The following is an 18232-nucleotide window of genomic DNA, read 5'->3' on the forward strand; positions in this document are numbered from 1 at the left end:
TCTTTTGCATGTTAGAAATTCATGTTGACGCCGAAACTGAATGTTTTGGTCACCGGATATAGTCCGTTGTCAATACCATTGACTGTTCCACCGCCATCAATGCTCGAGTCTTGTACTTCCGGGTCAAAGCCGGTGTAGTTAGTTAGGGTATAAAGATTGGAACCGGAGAAGTAAACTCTTACTTTATTCATTCCCCATTTCCTGGTAAGGTTATCAGGTAACGTGTATCCGAAAACTACGTTTTTCAATCTCAGGTACGAGCCGTCTTCAATCCAGCGATTGGATGGACGGGTATTTTTGTTCGGATCGTTGAATATTGCACGAGGAACATTCGTTTGATCACCTTCTTTCTGCCAGCGTTTCAGCGTTTCGGTGGTCTGGTTGTATGCAACAGCCATTCCTTCGCTCCAAATCCGGTTAACGTTCAGAATTTTATTTCCGGATACGCCCTGTAGAAATACAGAGAGATCGAATCCTTTATAGGAAAAGGTATTGTTGAGTGCGAAAATGAATTTCGGACTGGGATTTCCCAGGTAGGTACGGTCAGCGTCGTTGATAACACCGTCGCTGTTCAGGTCTTTAAACCGGATGTCACCTGCTGAGGTACGGTTGTACGGATCGAGTCCGGGAACCTGTACGGCATGATTATCAACTTCCTGCTGATTCTGGAAGATGCCATCGGTCACAAATCCGTAGAATTCATTTACCGGCTGTCCTTCGGCTATACGTGCAGCTGCAAAGTTGAAATTGAAGCTGCCGGTAGTCATCGGAATGGAATCATTCAGACTGGTCACCTTATTTTCGTTGTAGGAAATATTGAAATCGGTGTTCCATTTGAAACCGCCTTTGTCAATGTTTCTGGACGAAATGGTTAATTCCGCTCCTTTGCTTTCCATTTTACCGGCATTGATGGAAGGAACATCTACGTCAGAATATCCGGTCGAAATCGGAACCGACATCGGTACCAGCATATCGTTGGTATTTTTCTGATACACATCAGCTGTGATGTTGATTCGCTGATTCAGAATCGTGGCATCGAAACCGAGGTTGATCTGCTCCTGTGATTCCCATTTTACATTCGGATTAGGCATCATGTTGGGTACAACGGCACTGACAATGTTGTCATTAAAGTTGTATTTTACAGTTTCCAGTTTCGAGGCGAATGAGTAGTTACCAATCTCTTGGTTTCCGGTGAAACCGATGCCGGCACGAATTTTCAGATCATCGATAAAATGAATGTTCTCGAAGAATTTCTCCTGCGAAATGCGCCATGCCACCGAACCCGACGGGAAAATTCCCCATTTATTGCCGGAACCGAAACGTGATGAACCATCACGACGAACGGTGGCAGTTACCAAATATTTGTCGGCGTAGTTGTAGTTTACTCGTGCCATGTAGGAAAGTAATGACCATTCAGAAGCATTCCCGTCCAGGGTCACTTGATCGGTTCCATTGCCCAGTTGCTGTGTTAAATCGCTGGCAAAATTTTGAATGGAACCTTTCATGAAATCGTAGCGATTCTCCTGGGCACTGGTACCTACCATGGCCGTCAGATGATGAACATCTTTAAACGTTTTAGTGTAGGTGAGAGTATTGTCCCATACCCAGGTAATACTCTTATTGGATGCCTGGTATAGGTACGATTGATCCTGAGGAGTCGGTTTCCAGTCGTACTTGGGCGACCATGTGCGATCGTACCAGAAATTGGCCTGCAAACCCGCATTGGTTTTGAAAACCAAACCATCAAGCAGGGTAATTTCAGCGTATACTGCACCACGGACATTGTAGCCATTGGTTGAATTGTCGATGAGTTTAGCCGAACCAATCGGGTTGCGGATATCGCCATCCCACGACGGACGTCCTTCCGGACCGGCATACGTTCCGTCTTCGTTATATATTGGTTGTGTAGGAAGCGCTTTAATCGTATTCCCGATGTTGTAATCGCCTTTGCTTTTAATATCGTGATTCAAAGTCAGGCGGTTGCCAAATTTGACATTCTTGAAAACCTTCGACTCGGAATTGAACTGTACGGTGTACCGTTTGTAGTTGGTATTCATCACAATTCCATCCTGATCCAATACATTTCCGGATATGTAATAGCTTGTTTTTTCGCTTCCGCCGGAATAGGAGACTGACAGGTTATGCATACCTGCCGGGCTAAACAGCGCTCCGAGCCAATCGGTGCCTTTTCCAAGCGATGAGGGATTGGCATAAGCCGGATTCTGTTCCAGACCTGCATTGGCCATCATATCGTTGTGCAATGCGGCAAACTGCGATGCATCCAACACTTTAATCATGTTAGTGGCTTGCTGGATTCCGTAGTTGTAGTCGACATTAATGTTGCCTTTGCCCGATTTACCCAACTTGGTAGTAATAATGACGACACCGTTGGCACCACGCGAACCATAAATCGCGGTAGCGGAAGCGTCCTTTAATATCTGGACCGATGCAATGTCATTCATGTTTAACTGATTCAGTCCGTCCTGGGTAGGAACACCGTCAATAACCAGCAACGGGTTGTTGTTGTTAATGGTTCCCAGCCCACGGATCCGGATGGTTGCATCACTTCCCGGCGCTCCATTCGAGATAATCTGAACGCCGGCTGCCCGTCCCTGCAAGGCATCGCTTACACTAGGAACCGGAAGGGATTCCATATCTCCGGTACGTACCGAGACAATCGATCCGGTCAAATCCTTTTTCTTCTGGTAGCCGTAACCCACAGCCACCACTTCGTCCAAACCAATGGCCTGCTCCTGCATGATTACATTCAGAGTAGGCTCGCCGTTTAAAACAACTTCGCGGGTTTTCATTCCAACAAACGAGAAAACCAACGTGGTGCCAACCGGGGCATCTGCAAGATTGTAGTTCCCGTTAAAATCAGTGATCGTTCCGTTGGTCGTTCCCTTTATCACGATAGTAACACCGGGAATAGGGTCTCCTTTGGGATTAGTCACTTTTCCTTTTAAAGGATGAGACTGCGGCTGGGTAGTGTTGGTAGGTTCCTCACTACCATTTTTGGGATAAAGTACAATGCGTCGGTCGATGATTTTGTAGGTAATGTTTCTACCTTCAAATAACCGGTTCAGAACGTCTTCAATGTTACTCTCGTTCGCTTTTATGCTAACGCGATCATCTAACTGAATCTGGTCAGCATTGTAAAAGAAAACAAACTGAGTTTGCTGTTCAATCTGATTCAGTGCATTTTCCAGGGTCGTATTTTCGAGGTTGACCGAAAGTCGGGTTTCCTGCGAATAAACACTGGCTGAGACCTGCATCAGGCTTAGAAGTAAAATGACGAACGTTAGTCGCATAATTAACCATAGTTTAATCATGCCATTCCTGGGAAAGGCAAGCAATCGAAACTTTTTTTTCATAGATTTGTAATGCTAAGTTCTACAAATGAATAGCTCCAACTATTCGTTTTTAATTTAACAGCCGGGAAGTGCTCCAACATTTCCCGGTTTTATTGTTTTTATTTCCGTTCAATCCATATATCAGTGCTGTCACGTTGTACTTTGATGGGAATCGTCAGGTTAACCAGATCAAAGAATTTTTCAATGTTGTCGTCTTTGTAGGCAGCTCCCGAGAAGACTTCTTTGCCGAGTTCAACATCCCGGAAGTGTATGTTCACTTTGTACATCCGCTCCAGTGTTTTCGCTATCTCGTTTAGTGGTTGCCGGTTGAAGTGATACTCGCCGGTTCGCCAGGTGGTAACCAGATTGGCATTGGCTTTTACAACTTTATCCTGCCCGGTACTCTTGTCATAACTCCATTGTTCACCCGGTTTCAGCATTACCGGCGCTTCTTTTTGCGGAATATCTTTAATTTCCACAACTCCTTTCAATAGCGTGGTTTCTGTTCGGTTGTCTTCCGGATAGGCCCGAACATCGAATTGTGTCCCTAGTACGTTCACACTCATATTGGGCGTAATGACCCGAAAAACGCGTGATTTATTGTGTGTCACTTTGAAATAGGCCTCTCCAACCAATTCGATTTCCTGTAGTTTTTTGTCAGGCGAAATGTGGTATTTCAGTTTGGAATCGTAGTTCAGTGCCACAAATGTGCCATCGGGCAACGTTACTTCCGATTGCTGTCCGCGCGGAGTATTGAATTCAATGACCTGGCTTTGCAAATCACCGGAAGAAAAGAAATGCCTTTCGCCCAGGAAATAACTGGTTACTCCCAGGATAAGAAGAATGGAAGCTGCTGCTGCAATACGAGGCAATCGTTTGATAAAATGACCTGAAAACTTGCTTTTGCGGCGAAAGATATCGAGTGATTCGTGCTTTATTCTTTTGAAATCATCGTCTCCGATTTGTGATTGTTGAATCTCATTTCGTTTCCATTTCAGCACATAACCAATCAACAGGGCCAGGGCCGATTCGCGGTTTTTCCTTTTTTCCTCGTGGTAATCCCGGAGCGAATCTTTGGTCAGCTTGTTCTGAAATTGTTTATCAAACAAATGATCAGAGATGTTCTTTTTCATGGTGTTCGGTTTACTCTTTATCCTAAAAAGCCAAACCGTTGGTTATATACCCCTCTGTTAAATGTGCTGTAAAACATATTTGTGATTTTACCGCTAAAAGGAAGGGGAGAGGTGTCCGGATTTTGCAGCTTTAGCGAAATGAAGAGTTGAAAAAGAGGAGGATGGATTCGGAGGTAGTGTCCAGCAATTCTTTTAATTTGTTGATAGCTTTCTGCACGTTGTTTCCAACCGTTTGGTAGTTCACTTGCATCACTTCCGCCACTTCTTGATTGGACAAATTCTTATAAAATTTCAGATAGATGGTCTCTTTTAACCGGGGAGGTAATTCGTTAATGGCTTGTGCCAACTGGTCGAGTCGTAGTTCTTTTTCTTCCGGATCGACTTCCGTGGTATAACTGAGACGGAATTCGTCCAGTCGCTCATCATCCAGCACGGTTTCCCCTTTCCGGTTGTTCTTTCTGAGGTTAGCAAAGATTTTCAACCGCAGCGATTTCAGCAAATAAAAAAGAATGTTGTCAGTAGAAGAGAGTTTGTCTTTTTTTCGGGCCAGTTCGAAAAACAAATCCTGGATGCTGTCGCGAACCAAAAACTCGTCCGAAGTAAATCGTTGCCCATATTCATACAAAGGCAAATGATAAGTGTCGAAAATATAGGAAAAGGCTTTTTCATCACCACGCTTAAAGCGTTCCCAAATTTCTTCATCCGGATTTAGCCGCATTGGTTTCAATTTCGCATCCCCAAAAGTTAGTCGTCATGCAAAACTAACCGAAATTTTTCAATCTGGTTACAAGTCTGTTTTATTCTCCCTTCCGAAAGATGAGTAGGTGTTAAGGTTGCGTGCGGCTTTTTCCCCTCCGGGAAGAGGAGTTCTTCGGTTGCAAAGCTTGTTTCTTTGCATGCCGGGTTCATTTCTTTGCCGACAGAGTAGTTTTCGTGCCTCGCTGAGTTCATTTCTTTACCGCCGACTGACTTTGCGGCAGTCGCCAGGTACTTTGCACGAAGCTCGGAGTAGTTTGCATCATTCGGTTTGTTCTTTTCATGAGTGGCAGAGTAGTTTGCATCAAAACCGGCGATTTTCGCGACAGCGGGAATGGGGCGAACAAAAAAAAGCTTCCCGTTTCGGAGAAGCTTTTCTGAAAAGTGACTGAGCTGGGGCTCGAACCCAGGACCCACGCCTTAAAAGGGCGTTGCTCTACCAGCTGAGCTACTCAGTCATCCTTTGTAGTACCCTTGTTTTTCAAAGGCGGTGCAAATATACGGTCATTTTTCTTTTATGCAAAAGATGAATACAAAAAATTACCACTCTTTGAGCGATGAATTTTCGTTCGTTCAGTATCCTTCTGAAAACCGGCTAATTCCCGTTGGCACGTATGGTAAATTCGCCCGTCGTATTTTCGGTTTTGATGATGAATTTCCAGTGTCCGGTAAATTCCGAATGATTTTCCTTCACATTAACTACGCGCGACCAGCTGGCATAATTTCCGTTTTTCATGTGAATACTGGCCATTTTATTTCCATTTGGAGTCAGCAACTCGATATCCATATTACCAATGGTGCTGTGACCGTTGATAGAAAGTTCGAGTTGAGTGATTTTCCGGGTAACCCGAAACTCAATTTCGTTCTGTGATGTAGTGTTGTGAAGCTGTTTATGCTCCTGCACCAGGTTGCCCGGCTCAGTCTGCTGATTGGAGGCTTGTTTCATTTCATCCCGCATATCTTTCATCGCCGATTCCATTTTTTTATGGAATTCCCGGGCTTTCTTCTGAATCTCAGCATGGGGATCTTGTGCTCTTGCAAAAAGAAATATTGCCAAAAGCGGGAGTATTAAAATGATTTGTTTCACGTGCTTGTTATTTATTGTTTCACAATTCTGGTTGGGGTAAGAAACTTGTCTAAAAATACAACGCTTTCAGGTGGTTTAAAAGTATGTGCCTGCATTTATACATTAATTAAAAAGCAACATTTATTCTTCGGCAGAGTGGGTTTGCGAAAAAAACATACTTTTGTTTACCTTAAATAAACCGGTAAGGACCATTCCGGTTTAGTAACTTCGAATTTTTGTACAATGAAAAATAAGGTTGTCATCATAACCGGTGCTTCTTCCGGGATTGGACGGGCATTGGCTGTCGAATTTGCATCGCGTGGAGCGAAACTTGTTTTGGGAGCACGACGCACCGAGCGTCTGCAGGAATTAGAAAAAGAGCTTTCAGACACTGAAATCCTTTCGGTGAAAACCGATGTTTCGGTTGAAGAAGAGTGCCGGAACCTGGTAGAGCAAGCAGTTTCCCGGTTTGGCCACATCGATATCCTGATAAACAATGCTGGTATTTCCATGCGGGCGAATTTTGAGGATATGGATCTGGAAGTGATGCATAAAGTCATGGATGTGAATTTCTATGGAACCGTATATTGTACCAAGTATGCCTTGCCGTATCTGCTCGAAAGTAAAGGTTCGCTGGTAGGGGTGATTTCCATTGCGGGTCATGTTGGCCTGCCGGGAAGAACAGCCTATTCGGCTTCGAAGTTTGCCGTTCGCGGATTTTTAGATACGGTTCGCATCGAGAACCTGAAAAAAGGATTGCATGTGTTGGTGGCCGCTCCTGGCTTCACTGCTTCCGAAGTTCGAAAATCAGCACTGACGGCTAACGGAACTTCGCAAGGCGAAACACCGCGTAATGAAGAGAAAATGATGAGTGCAGAAGAGTGTGCCGTGCACATTGCCAATGCGGTAAAAAAGCGGAAGCGGCAGTTGATTCTCACTTTCGTGGAAGGAAAATTCACGGTTTTCCTGGGCAAGTTTTTCCCATCGTTGCTCGATAAACTAACATTCAATCATATGGCTAAAGAGCCGGATTCACCTGTTAAGTAACACTGATATGTTTTCATTCGATAGTCAATACCGCGTTTGCTACGGCGACACCGACAAAATGGGAGTGGTATATTACGGCAATTATCCCCGTTTTTACGAAATCGGCCGGACAGATATGATTCGCGAAATCTATAAATCATATCGTCTGTTGGAAGAAGAGGACAAGATTTTTCTGCCGGCACGCTCACTCCACATCAATTACCATAAGCCAGCTTATTACGATGAGTTGCTGACGATCCGGACAATAGTCAAGGAGGTACCGAAAGTGAAATTTCCCTTAATTTCGGAAATTTATAACGAAGCAGGAGAGTTGATTAATGAAGGAAAAGTAGTTCTGGCGTTTATGGATTACAACACTGGACGACCGTGCAAAATACCGGATCGTTTTGAGGAAATTCTTCGCAATAAGCTGGGGAAATAATCAATCGAATCGGAGGTAGATAAAAGATACGATCGCGAAAATAATGATCACAATGCCGACAATTTTGTTGGCCCACCAAAGCATGTGAAGATTAATTTTGTGCCGGAAAAGATTCACCATTCCCGTTAATAGGAACCACCAGCTGGAAGCTCCGCCAAATACACCGGTAATGATCATCAGTGACTTCATAGGAGCCGACAATTTCAGCGCCAGTCCCGAACCGGCAAACACCGCAATAAATACAAATACAGCCATCGGATTTGAAACGGTTAACAGCAATGTAAAGAAGTAATCCTGCAGGTAGGTCGAGCCTTTTTTCTTGAATTTTTGCAGTTCCTGCGAAGGGTTCGAATTAAATATGTGCAACCCGAGAAGGATGAGAACGATGGCACCAAAGATTTCGAAATAGATGGAATGTGCCGTGATGAAATCAATAATCATCGTCATACTGAAACCGGCGATAATAGCATAAATCGTATCGGATGTTGCAGCGCCCAAACCCGCCGACATACCGGAACGCCAGTTTTTGTTTACTGTACGTTGTATGCAAAGCATTCCGATTGGGCCCAGGGGAATAGAAACAGCAACTCCGATAATAAATCCTTTCCAGATTAATTCCAGTTCCATGGCCGCAAAATTAAGTTAAAAATTGTTATACCCCCCGATTTTAAGGCATAAATTGGAACCATGTTTATGAGCAAATATTCTGTTTTTAAAAGAATTTAAAATAAGTTTATGGCTGCAGAAGGACTTCCTTTTCGGCAGGTTACAACCTGCTTTGGCAATAACTAGATAAAATTTAATGTCGAATTTAGTCTTATGAAAAATTTCCTGTTAGTTATCCTGCTGTTTATGTTTAGTTTACAATCTGCTTTCTCACAGAAAACGTTGAAACTTTGGCCCGATGGAACTCCCGGACCAAATGTTTCGCCCAAACCTGAGGAAACTTTTGATGGCGTAAGGGTTCGGTTTGTTTCCGAACCAACATTAACGGTTTATCTTCCTGAAAAGGAAAAAAACAGCGGAACGGCAGTGGTCATTTGCCCTGGTGGTGGTTATTGGATTGAAGCCATGGATCACGAGGGATACGATTTTGCCAAATACCTTCAGCAACATGGCGTGGCTGGGATTGTACTGAAATATCGCTTACCTTACGGTCACCCCGGCATTCCTTTGCAGGATGCACAACACGCTCTCCGAACTGTTAGAGCTAACGCGAAAAAGTGGGGCATCGATCCGAATAAAGTGGGAATTGCCGGTTTTTCAGCCGGAGGTCATTTAGCTTCAACTGCCGAAACACATTTCGATTCCGGAAAACCGAATGTTACCGATCCGATAGAGCGGGAGAGTTGCCGCCCCGATTTTGCTATTTTGGGGTACCCGGTGGTGACCATGAAAAAGGAGTGGACACACATGGGATCACGGGAAAATCTTCTTGGTAAGAATCCATCAAAGGAGTTGGTTCAGGAATATTCAAATGAATTGCAGGTAACGCCACAAACTCCTCCAACTTTTCTCTTCCTGGCAGATGATGACGGTGCTGTTCCACCGAAAAACAGTATTGAATTTTACATGGCGTTAAAGAAAAATAATGTACCGGCCGAGATGCATATTTTTTCGGAAGGTGGTCATGGATTTGGCATGCACGTTAGCGGAAAACCACATGACCAATGGCGAAATTTAGTGATCGACTGGATGCGCGTCCGGCATTTGATTCCTTAAATAACGAGTGAATTTAGTCAGAAAAGTATTTTATTGTCAAGTTTATAATATATGATGTCAGACACACACCCTCACAGAGTGATAAGTCACTGTCCTCGTTGTGGTTCAAGTCATTTTAAGGCAAGAGAAGAGGGTATTTCATTTTCCTGCGAAGGTTGTGGATTTGTTTATTTTGTAAATAATTCGGCCGCGGTTGCCTGCCTTATATTTAATTCGAATGGGAAACTCATGTTGTCACGCCGGGCTATTGAGCCAAACTTCGGAATGCTCGATTTACCTGGTGGTTTTGTGGAAGTGATGGAAACAGCTGAAGATGCTGTTCGGAGAGAAATCCGGGAGGAACTGGGTATTTCGGTTACCAGTTTGCGCTACCTGACTTCCTTTCCCAACGAATACGTCTTTTCGGGCTATAGTGTCTTTACGCTTGATTTGGCTTTTGTATGCGAAGTTGATAATCTGAAGGCAGCTCAGCCGAAAGACGATATTTCAGCCGTCGAATTTTATGACATAAAGGCGGTTCCTTTTCATGAACTTTGTTCCGACAGCATGCGGAATATTATTGAATTCTATATCGAAAACGAAATAAAATGACTGTACCAGAACGTCTTGCAGCGGCAAGAGATTTGATGAAGCAACGCGGAATTGATGCCTGGATCATTACCGGTACCGATCCGCACATGAGTGAATATCTTCCGAAACATTGGTATACAAGGGAATGGATTTCCGGATTTACCGGTTCTTATGGAAGGGTAGTGGTTACACAAAATGAAGCCATTCTCTGGACTGATTCCCGCTATTTTCTGCAAGCTGAAACTCAACTGGCCGGTAGTGGAATTCAAATGTTCAAAGACCGGCAAATCGATACGGTTCCTTATGATATCTGGCTGAAGAAAGCCTTGCCGGAAGGTTCCAAAGTGGCATTAGACGGCTTAACCATTTCGATGAACGAAAAACGTAGTTTGGAAGCGTCATTAGGTGCGAAGACTATTTCTTTGGATATTTCAGTTGATCTGGTCAGTGAATTATGGAACGATCGGCCGATACTTCCCAATTCACCAGCCTATGAGCTAATGCCTGAATTTGCCGGTACTTCCCGCAAGAAAAAGCTGAGCAAGTTGCGGGAAAGTTTGCTGGAGAAGGAGGCCGATGGAATCCTGATAACCGCGCTTGACGAACTGGCCTGGACATTTAATCTTCGCGGTAGCGATATCGATTACAATCCGGTTTTTGTTGGATATGGATATATCGACAGGAAAGAAGCGCATCTTTTTGTTCCGGAAGGAAAGATTGATCGGGTGTTGAATGAGAAATTGGAATCGGAAGGAATTCATATTCATCGCTACGGTGAGTTTCTTTCATTTATCAAGAATACTGAGAATAAAACGCTGTTAATCGACCCAGACCGAACCAGTGCTTTATTATATGAGTCGGTTCATGAAACCTGCAACATAGTGGAAGCGTCTTCACTGGCGAACTTGCTGAAGTCTGTTAAGGGCCCGGTAGAGATAGCAGGTATGAAAAAAGCGCACATTCGTGACGGTGCTGCTATGGTGAACTTCCTGTATTGGCTGGAGAAACATCTGGGAAAAGAAAAAATAACTGAATTGACCGTTGATGGAAAATTGAGGGAGTTCAGAGCTGAGCAGGATTTGTTTGCCGGCGAAAGTTTTCACTCAATTGTAGGGTATGCCGAGCATGGTGCGGTTGTTCATTACAGTGTAACGGAAGAAACGGATAAGGAAGTGTTGCCTGAAGGATTTTTGCTGATCGACTCGGGCGGTCAGTATCTCGACGGTACGACTGATATTACCCGGACAGTTGCTGTTGGCCCGCTTTCAGAAGAGCAAAAACGCGATTTTACGTTGGTACTGAAAGGAATGATCGGTTTGAGTTTAGCCCGTTTCCCTGAAGGAACCCGGGGTGTGGCACTCGATATCCTAGCCCGAAAGCCATTGTGGGATAATGATATGGATTATGGTCATGGAACGGGGCACGGAGTTGGCCATTTCTTGAATGTGCACGAGGGTCCGATGAGTATCCGGCAGGATTTGAATCCGGAAATTATCCGGCCTGGACAGATATTATCAAACGAACCAGGGATATACAGAGCTGGACTCTACGGTATTCGGACGGAGAACATGATTCTTTGTATACCGGGACAAGAATCGGATTTTGGTCGGTTTCTGAAATTTGAAACGCTTACCCGTTGCCCGATTGATACGAGTGCAGTAATACCGGATTTATTGACGACTGAAGAGCGGGAGTGGCTGAATGATTACCATCATGTTGTTCTTCAGGAAGTCGGACCTCTGGTTTCGGGACAAGTAAGAGAGTGGCTCACAGTGAAGTGTGCCCGCATTTAATTGAGGAAGAGTTGCAATCGACCAAACATTAGCTATTGCTTTTTAACTGTTTCTGCATATGAGAAAGTTTTTCGTGTTACTCATCCTGCTGGCAAGCGGTATGACTTCCTACGGTCAGTACTATATCAACGGACAGGATCCTGCTTCGATTCACTGGCGGCAAATAAATACGCCGAATTTTCAGGTAATTTATCCGGAAGATTTTGAGCAGAAAGCACAACAGGTGGCTTTTATCCTGGAAAAAGTGTACAGTTATGCCAGCGAGACACTGGAACATCAACCACGAAAAATCTCTGTTATATTACATACCAAAACCGTTCATGCCAATGGTTTTGCCGCCTGGGCTCCCGCCCGGGTGGAGATGTTTCCCACTCCGTCTCAGGATATGTATCCGCAGAAATGGCTGGAGCAGTTGGCAATTCATGAGTTCAGGCATGTGGTGCAGATTGATAAAATCGGCGAGGAGCTGCCTGGTATTTTCAAGGTAATACTGGGGCAGCAAGCTGCTGCTGTGGCTGTGGGTGCTTACCTGCCATTTTGGTTCCTGGAAGGGGATGCCGTTACCACTGAAACAGCCCTTTCACATGCAGGTCGCGGGCGCCTGCCATCCTTCGAAATGAATTTGCGGGCTCAGGTTCTGCAAAAGAAAATCTATTCTTACGACAAGGCATATCTGGGCTCATACAAGAATTTTATTCCCGATCATTATGAGCTGGGATATCAATTGGTTGCAGGAACCCGAAGTCGTTATGGTGCCGATGTTTGGGCGGGTGTATTGGATCGGGTTGCTAAACAGCCTTTATCGCTTACTGCCTTTGACAAAGGACTGAAACTGGCTACCGGGAAGAATAAAATCGGCCTGTACCATGAAATATTCAACGGTCTGAAAGCGAAGTGGGAGCATCAGGACAGTTTAAATCGGTTGACCCCAATTCAAGTTCTCTCTACTCATCCCAGATACTACACCAGTTACCAGTATCCTTATTATGTGAATGATTCAACGGTGGTTACGCTAAAAACTTCCATCGATGATATTAGTCGGTTTGTTTTGCTACAGCCGGATGGTACTGAAAAAAAACTGGTGGCTCCGGGGCCTTGGTATCGCGAATCGATAACATATGGGAACAATCGGATTTACTGGGTGGAGCAGCAACCGGATGTACGCTGGGAGCACCGGGAATTTTCGCTGCTTCGGGTATACGATATTTATAAAGGGACGGCCTGGCAACGCCGTTATCACGAAAAGGTACTGGCACCGTCGGTTTCGAGAGATGGAAAACATTTGTGTGCTGTGGAAGTCGGGAGTGAGAACCAAAGTTCCATTTTGCTGTTTTCGCCTGAGAACGGTGATATTATCAAGTCTTTTCCGGCTCCTGACGGCATGTATTTTCTGACACCATCGTGGAGTGAGGATGGAAAGCATATTTTCACGGTAGTGTTGGGCGACAAAGGAAAAACGCTGGCTGAACTGGATGCAGAAACTGGCAAGCTTAAAAAGCTGATGCCTTTTTCCTATGTCGAAATCCGTCGGCCTGTACAACAAGGTAATTATCTGTTTTATGCATCGGCCCAAACAGGGATAGATAATATTTTTGCATTGGATTTAACGACCGGGGAAAATTTTCAAGTCACTTCTTCACGGTTTGGCATTCGTGATATTCAGTTTTCACCAAATGGGAAAAAGCTTTTATATGCCGATTATTCAGCGGATGGTTTCCGGGTAGTTCAGACCAATGAAAAATCGTTGCTTTGGAAAAAATCTCAGCAGCTTAACGAAGTCAATATGGAACCGGCCAAAACGGTTGCACAGCAAGGACCGGGGGCCGTGGAAATAAATGAACCGGACTCAGCCATTTATCCATCTACCAGGTACAGCAAACTCGGACACCTTTTCGATATTCACAGTTGGGCGCCGGTGTATGTCAATACGACGGACTATTCCATCCATCCTGGTTTTTCCATCATGTCGCAGAATAAGCTGAGCAGTATGATTTCTCAATTTGGGTATGACTATTCAGTGAACGATAAGACGGGCAAGTGGTACGCGAACCTTGAGTATGCAGGATGGCTTCCCATTCTAAAACTGGAAACAAGTTTTGGCAAACGTAAATCGCAGTACTATCAGGTAACCAATTATACCAATCAGGCTGGTGAAGTTGTTCGTGTCGATACTTCGCTGGTTGATTTTTCCTGGAATCAGTGGAATGTTGATTTGGATGCCCGGATTCCGTTGGATTTTTCACGTGGTAAGTGGTACCGACTACTTCAGCCGGAAGCAAGAATGGAGTTTACCGGTATCCGACATAATGCCTCTACACCTTCTCAGTTTTTTGAGGGGAATATCGTGCCCGTTACTTACCGGTTGTACTTTCACAATTTACGCCGGCAAAGTTTGCGCGACCTGCAACCGCGGTGGGGACAGATTGTCGATTTCAATTTCCGGCACACACCTATTGGGAATCTGGATTATGGAACGGAGTGGTCGGCAGCAGGGTATGAATACCTTCCGGGATTCTTCCGCCATCATGGGATTCGTATTTATGGCGGGTATCAGCAAAAAGAGCTCTCTGCATCTGGTAATCTACTATCTGACCTGATTTTGTATCCACGAGGTTACAAAAGTTTTACCAACCGCCAGTTGTTTACATTACGAACGGATTATACGTTGCCTTTACTTTACCCGGACTGGAATCTGGGGAGATGGATTTACCTAAAACGTATTAATCTGCGTGGCTTTTATGATTATGGATGGACGGAAGCGCTGGCTTCGCAGAACAACCAGACAATCAACTATAACTTTAGTTTTAAATCCTATGGAGCAGAAGTTACGACCAATTGTCATTTCCTCCGTTTTAAAGCGCCTGCCAATCTGGGAGTCAGGTACAGTTATATGCCCGATTTGAATGATTATCGCCTCGATGTACTTTTCTCAGTTAATTTTTCTGCACTGTAATTTCAGAAATGAACCTGCGGATTAATTCTGACAGAGGAAGACCTGAATTTTGTTTTGATGGTTTCTTTCATCAGATAATTGCATATCCATTTCTACGCTGAAAAATCTGTATCAATACCAGGTTGACCACAAATCATTCAATTCTCAGCAAGTTAATAGCCCAAGAAATATCTTCTTACAGTTGATTATAAGTTAATTAGGATACAATGGGGTTGTAGTTAAAGCGCACTCAGATAAAGAAATCCGTCCCTTCAAGTCTCAAATTCTTCCTAAACTTCCTTTTGAGTCATTGCACATACCTGAAAATTTTGTCTTCGCTTGTGCAGAAGACAAATTCTGAATTTACAAACCTCAATTAGTCTGGTTTTGCAACCAACTGCAAATACATTCAAAAAAGACATATGTCAACCAATGCGTAGTTCACATATGTTTCAAGATAATTCGAAGAACATTTGTGAACAATATCAATAAGTCACTAATGTGAATTGATGAAATTTCCACAAAATGAATTTAAATTCACATTATTAATTAATGAAAAGTTTAATTTGTAAACAGGATGTCTCTGTTAATTTCATATCGACATAGCAATAGCTTAAGTTCATTAAATCAACATATTACATGCAAAAATACAAGTAAAACTTTAAGAGTTTAAATACATTTGTATGCAAATATGACGAAATACGCTTAATCACTATGCAAATATAACATTATTAGTATCTATACCAGTAAATTACATCAAATATAGGCACTAATACTTTAAGTTGAATACTGATGGTTATTTACATCAATAGCATACCTAAGGATTAAGTATTATATGCTAGTAAAACAATGGATTATGGTGTATGATTGTTTATGGAAAAAATTTAATTCTCCTCATTTTCTTACTGATAGACTACTTTCACCTTTAGTACAATTGTAAATTGCAATATGTGTACAACTAATGTTGTCCGTTATATTTTGTTTTGTTACATTTGTCATGACAGGAATTCACAAATGAAATGTTCCAAATTAATGTCGGCTCATGGGTTGGCATTTGCTGTTACTATTTGTGAATTTCAACAGTCCGCTAAGAACCAATTGTAATTAAATGAAAGAACGTATCAATCAGTTTTTGCAAAGTGAGCATCTGTCGCCAGCTGAATTTGCCGATCAAATTGGTGTGCAACGCTCCAGTGTTTCGCACGTATTGAACGGAAGGAATAATCCCAGTGCTTCCTTTATTCAAAAGATGATTGCTGCTTTTCCCGGGCTAAATACCCGTTGGTTGCTGCTTGGCGAAGGTGATATGACCGAGCGGCAAAATCGGCCGAACAAGGACTTATTTGCCGAAACCAGGGATGCAGAACCTGCTAATCGGCTTTCACCTGAACCTCCAGTTCTGCAAAAGCCTGAAAGACTGGAAACGGTGCCGAAACAAACCAATGAACCAGCGTTGGTACAATCGGAGGAACAGGCTACCTATATGTCAAAAAAGGAAGTGGAGAATATTTGGGATGACGGTCCTGGCGAAATTGAACGTATTGTGGTATTTTACTCCGATAAAACTTTTAAAGCATACAAACCCTCAAAATAGTTTTTTCAGCTATCTTTGCCCTTCAAATAGTGGCTTAAGATGATGAATAAGACTGTTCAGAACCTCAGGGTTCTCTCGAATATCCAACTTAACCGGGACCATCATCTCCTGGAGTTGCAGGCTCCCGTCAAGTTGGAACAAATCGCTCCCGGCCAGTTTGTAAATGTTCGCGTCGAGAAATCGCAGAGTACTTTCCTTCGCCGGCCGTTTTCCATTTACGGGGTTGATTATGAAAAAAACACCATGTCCTTGTTTATTAAGGATGTAGGCCCTGGCTCACATGTGCTTACATCAACGCCTGAAGGTGAGGAAGTGGATGTTGTTTTCCCACTCGGAAATGGGTTTTCATTCCCCGAAAACAATAAACGTATTTTACTGGTAGGCGGCGGTTTTGGCATCGCTCCTTTACTTTTCTTCGCTCAGGAGCTGACAAAACTCAATCTCAAGGCTGATATTCATGCACTGGTAGGTGCCCGAACAGCAGATGACCTGATGGAACTGGATTCGTTTGCTCAGTATGGACAGGTTTATACGACTACCGAAGATGGTACACACGGATTAAAAGGCCGGGTGACTGATCATTCGGTTCTAAGCGATAATTTACAAAAGTTCGATGGAGTTTACACATGTGGACCAGAGCCAATGATGAAAGCTGTTGCAGCTAAAGCGGCGGCGGCTGACGTCTTTTGCGAAGTCTCATTGGAGAATACCATGGCTTGCGGCTTTGGTGTTTGCTTGTGTTGTGTGACAGAAACAACCAGTGGGCATCAGTGTGTTTGTACAGATGGCCCGGTGTTTAATATAAGGGATTTGAAATGGTAGATTTACGTGTTAAGATAGGCGATCTAGACCTGAAGAACCCGGTTATGACGGCTTCCGGGACATTTGGATACGGAGTTGAATTCGAGGATTTTTTCGATTTAGACCGGCTGGGTGGCTTCGTTGTTAAAGGAACGACTTTGAATCCACGCCAGGGAAATCCTTATCCCCGTATGGCTGAAACACCATCTGGAATGTTGAATACCGTTGGTCTTCAGAATGCTGGCGTTAAGTATTTTTGCGAACATATCTACCCGAAATTGGTGAAGTATCAGACCAATGTACTGGTTAATGTATCGGGGTCTACGGCGGAGGATTATGCTGAATGTGCTGAACAGATTAATGAACTGGAATACATTCCGGGGATTGAACTGAATATTTCCTGCCCGAATGTGAAGGAAGGTGGGATGACCTTCGGAACCAGTTGTCCGTCGGCCGAAGCGGTTGTTCGCGCTGTGCGGAAAGTGTACAAAAAGCATTTAATGGTGAAGCTGTCGCCAAATGTAACCGCTATTGATGAAATTGCCCGTGCGGTGGAAAGTGTAGGTGCCGACAGTGTCTCGCTGATCAATACGTTGCTGGCGATGGCCATCGATGCTGAGACGCGCAAACCGGTGCTTTCGACAATTACCGGTGGCTTATCAGGACCTGCAGTTAAGCCGGTTGCACTGCGGATGGTCTGGCAGGTAGCACAGGCAGTGAAAATACCGATTGTTGGTATGGGAGGTATCATGAATGCTGCGGATGCAATTGAGTTTATGCTGGCGGGTGCTTCTGCGATCCAGGTGGGAACGGCGGGTTTTGTCGATCCGCTTGCTCCTGTAAAGATTGTAGAGGGTATAGAGGATTACCTGGTGCGTCACAAAATTGAATCGGTAACTGACTTAGTCGGTAGTTTACAATTGTAATTACATTTGTGAATATACGAATTAATGAAATTTAACGTTATATAACATGCAGCCTGTTTTTTGAACAGGCTTTTGTTTATAAAATTGCGGCACTTATTTAATTGTGCTTCGATATTTT

At 43.8% G+C, this 18232-nt stretch carries 14 protein-coding genes and 1 tRNA gene; 9 read left to right on the top strand and 6 right to left on the bottom strand.

All coding sequences use genetic code 11. The annotated features are described in order from the left end of the window. Window positions 1–11 precede the first annotated feature (11 nt). The 5 genes from T426_RS0108950 to T426_RS0108975 form a co-directional block, all read right to left on the bottom strand. Window positions 12–3374, bottom strand: a complete 3363-nt coding sequence (locus T426_RS0108950) for a TonB-dependent receptor (RefSeq protein ID WP_027585560.1) — start codon at window positions 3372–3374, stop codon at window positions 12–14. Between the two features lie 98 nt (window positions 3375–3472). Continuing rightward, window positions 3473–4486, bottom strand: a complete 1014-nt coding sequence (locus T426_RS0108955; RefSeq protein ID WP_025865441.1) for a FecR family protein — start codon at window positions 4484–4486, stop codon at window positions 3473–3475. A gap of 130 nt (window positions 4487–4616) precedes the next feature. Next, window positions 4617–5204, bottom strand: coding sequence for an RNA polymerase sigma factor (locus T426_RS0108960; protein ID WP_025865440.1), 588 nt, complete (start codon window positions 5202–5204; stop codon window positions 4617–4619). A 423-nt stretch (window positions 5205–5627) separates the two neighbouring features. Further along, window positions 5628–5700, bottom strand: a tRNA-Lys gene (locus tag T426_RS0108970). A 137-nt stretch (window positions 5701–5837) separates the two neighbouring features. Next, complete coding sequence (locus tag T426_RS0108975; protein ID WP_025865438.1) at window positions 5838–6329, bottom strand: hypothetical protein; 492 nt, start codon at window positions 6327–6329, stop codon at window positions 5838–5840. A 222-nt stretch (window positions 6330–6551) separates the two neighbouring features. Between T426_RS0108975 and T426_RS0108980 the strand changes: the two genes are divergently transcribed. Both T426_RS0108980 and T426_RS0108985 read left to right on the top strand, forming a co-directional pair. Continuing rightward, window positions 6552–7355 carry an SDR family oxidoreductase gene (locus T426_RS0108980; protein WP_025865437.1) on the top strand — a complete coding sequence of 268 codons (804 nt, stop codon included), beginning with the start codon at window positions 6552–6554 and terminating at the stop codon, window positions 7353–7355. A gap of 7 nt (window positions 7356–7362) precedes the next feature. Further along, window positions 7363–7776, top strand: coding sequence for an acyl-CoA thioesterase (locus T426_RS0108985; protein WP_025865436.1), 414 nt, complete (start codon window positions 7363–7365; stop codon window positions 7774–7776). Here T426_RS0108985 and T426_RS0108990 read toward each other — a convergent pair whose 3' ends face one another. After that, window positions 7777–8403, bottom strand: coding sequence for a LysE family translocator (locus T426_RS0108990; protein WP_025865435.1), 627 nt, complete (start codon window positions 8401–8403; stop codon window positions 7777–7779). Window positions 8404–8595: 192 nt separating this feature from the next. On the opposite strand from T426_RS0108990, the gene T426_RS0108995 reads away from it, so the two are divergent. The 7 genes from T426_RS0108995 to T426_RS0109025 all read left to right on the top strand — a co-directional run bounded on the left by T426_RS0108995 (window position 8596) and on the right by T426_RS0109025 (window position 18114). After that, window positions 8596–9498 carry an alpha/beta hydrolase gene (locus tag T426_RS0108995; RefSeq protein WP_025865434.1) on the top strand — a complete coding sequence of 301 codons (903 nt, stop codon included), beginning with the start codon at window positions 8596–8598 and terminating at the stop codon, window positions 9496–9498. A 54-nt stretch (window positions 9499–9552) separates the two neighbouring features. Continuing rightward, window positions 9553–10089, top strand: coding sequence for an NUDIX hydrolase (locus tag T426_RS0109000; RefSeq protein ID WP_025865433.1), 537 nt, complete (start codon window positions 9553–9555; stop codon window positions 10087–10089). Then, window positions 10086–11861, top strand: coding sequence for an aminopeptidase P family protein (locus T426_RS0109005; protein WP_025865432.1), 1776 nt, complete (start codon window positions 10086–10088; stop codon window positions 11859–11861). Before T426_RS0109000 ends, T426_RS0109005 begins: the two co-directional genes overlap by 4 nt. Window positions 11862–11919: 58 nt before the next feature. Further along, a complete protein-coding gene (locus tag T426_RS0109010; protein ID WP_025865431.1) occupies window positions 11920–14814 on the top strand; it encodes a hypothetical protein in 2895 nt (964 codons plus the stop codon). Between the two features lie 1087 nt (window positions 14815–15901). After that, window positions 15902–16387 carry a helix-turn-helix domain-containing protein gene (locus T426_RS25050; protein WP_025865430.1) on the top strand — a complete coding sequence of 162 codons (486 nt, stop codon included), beginning with the start codon at window positions 15902–15904 and terminating at the stop codon, window positions 16385–16387. A 39-nt stretch (window positions 16388–16426) separates the two neighbouring features. Next, window positions 16427–17209 carry a dihydroorotate dehydrogenase electron transfer subunit gene (locus T426_RS0109020; RefSeq protein ID WP_025865429.1) on the top strand — a complete coding sequence of 261 codons (783 nt, stop codon included), beginning with the start codon at window positions 16427–16429 and terminating at the stop codon, window positions 17207–17209. Then, window positions 17203–18114, top strand: coding sequence for a dihydroorotate dehydrogenase (locus T426_RS0109025; protein ID WP_025865428.1), 912 nt, complete (start codon window positions 17203–17205; stop codon window positions 18112–18114). The genes T426_RS0109020 and T426_RS0109025 overlap by 7 nt, the downstream gene beginning before the upstream one ends. The last annotated feature ends 118 nt before the right edge of the window (window positions 18115–18232 follow it).

Source organism: Prolixibacter bellariivorans ATCC BAA-1284, from assembly GCF_000621705.1.
Classification (GTDB): Bacteria; Bacteroidota; Bacteroidia; order Bacteroidales; family Prolixibacteraceae; genus Prolixibacter; species Prolixibacter bellariivorans.

Coding starts and splice junctions, on each gene's coding strand:
- T426_RS0108955 (WP_025865441.1), bottom strand. CDS start 4,486: ATGAAAAAGAACATCTCTGATCATTTGTTTGATAAACAATTTCAGAAC.
- T426_RS0108990 (WP_025865435.1), bottom strand. CDS start 8,403: ATGGAACTGGAATTAATCTGGAAAGGATTTATTATCGGAGTTGCTGTT.
- T426_RS0108950 (WP_027585560.1), bottom strand. CDS start 3,374: ATGAAAAAAAAGTTTCGATTGCTTGCCTTTCCCAGGAATGGCATGATT.
- T426_RS0109025 (WP_025865428.1), top strand. CDS start 17,203: ATGGTAGATTTACGTGTTAAGATAGGCGATCTAGACCTGAAGAACCCG.
- T426_RS25050 (WP_025865430.1), top strand. CDS start 15,902: ATGAAAGAACGTATCAATCAGTTTTTGCAAAGTGAGCATCTGTCGCCA.
- T426_RS0108960 (WP_025865440.1), bottom strand. CDS start 5,204: ATGCGGCTAAATCCGGATGAAGAAATTTGGGAACGCTTTAAGCGTGGT.
- T426_RS0108985 (WP_025865436.1), top strand. CDS start 7,363: ATGTTTTCATTCGATAGTCAATACCGCGTTTGCTACGGCGACACCGAC.
- T426_RS0109010 (WP_025865431.1), top strand. CDS start 11,920: ATGAGAAAGTTTTTCGTGTTACTCATCCTGCTGGCAAGCGGTATGACT.
- T426_RS0109000 (WP_025865433.1), top strand. CDS start 9,553: ATGTCAGACACACACCCTCACAGAGTGATAAGTCACTGTCCTCGTTGT.
- T426_RS0109020 (WP_025865429.1), top strand. CDS start 16,427: ATGATGAATAAGACTGTTCAGAACCTCAGGGTTCTCTCGAATATCCAA.
- T426_RS0108980 (WP_025865437.1), top strand. CDS start 6,552: ATGAAAAATAAGGTTGTCATCATAACCGGTGCTTCTTCCGGGATTGGA.
- T426_RS0109005 (WP_025865432.1), top strand. CDS start 10,086: ATGACTGTACCAGAACGTCTTGCAGCGGCAAGAGATTTGATGAAGCAA.
- T426_RS0108995 (WP_025865434.1), top strand. CDS start 8,596: ATGAAAAATTTCCTGTTAGTTATCCTGCTGTTTATGTTTAGTTTACAA.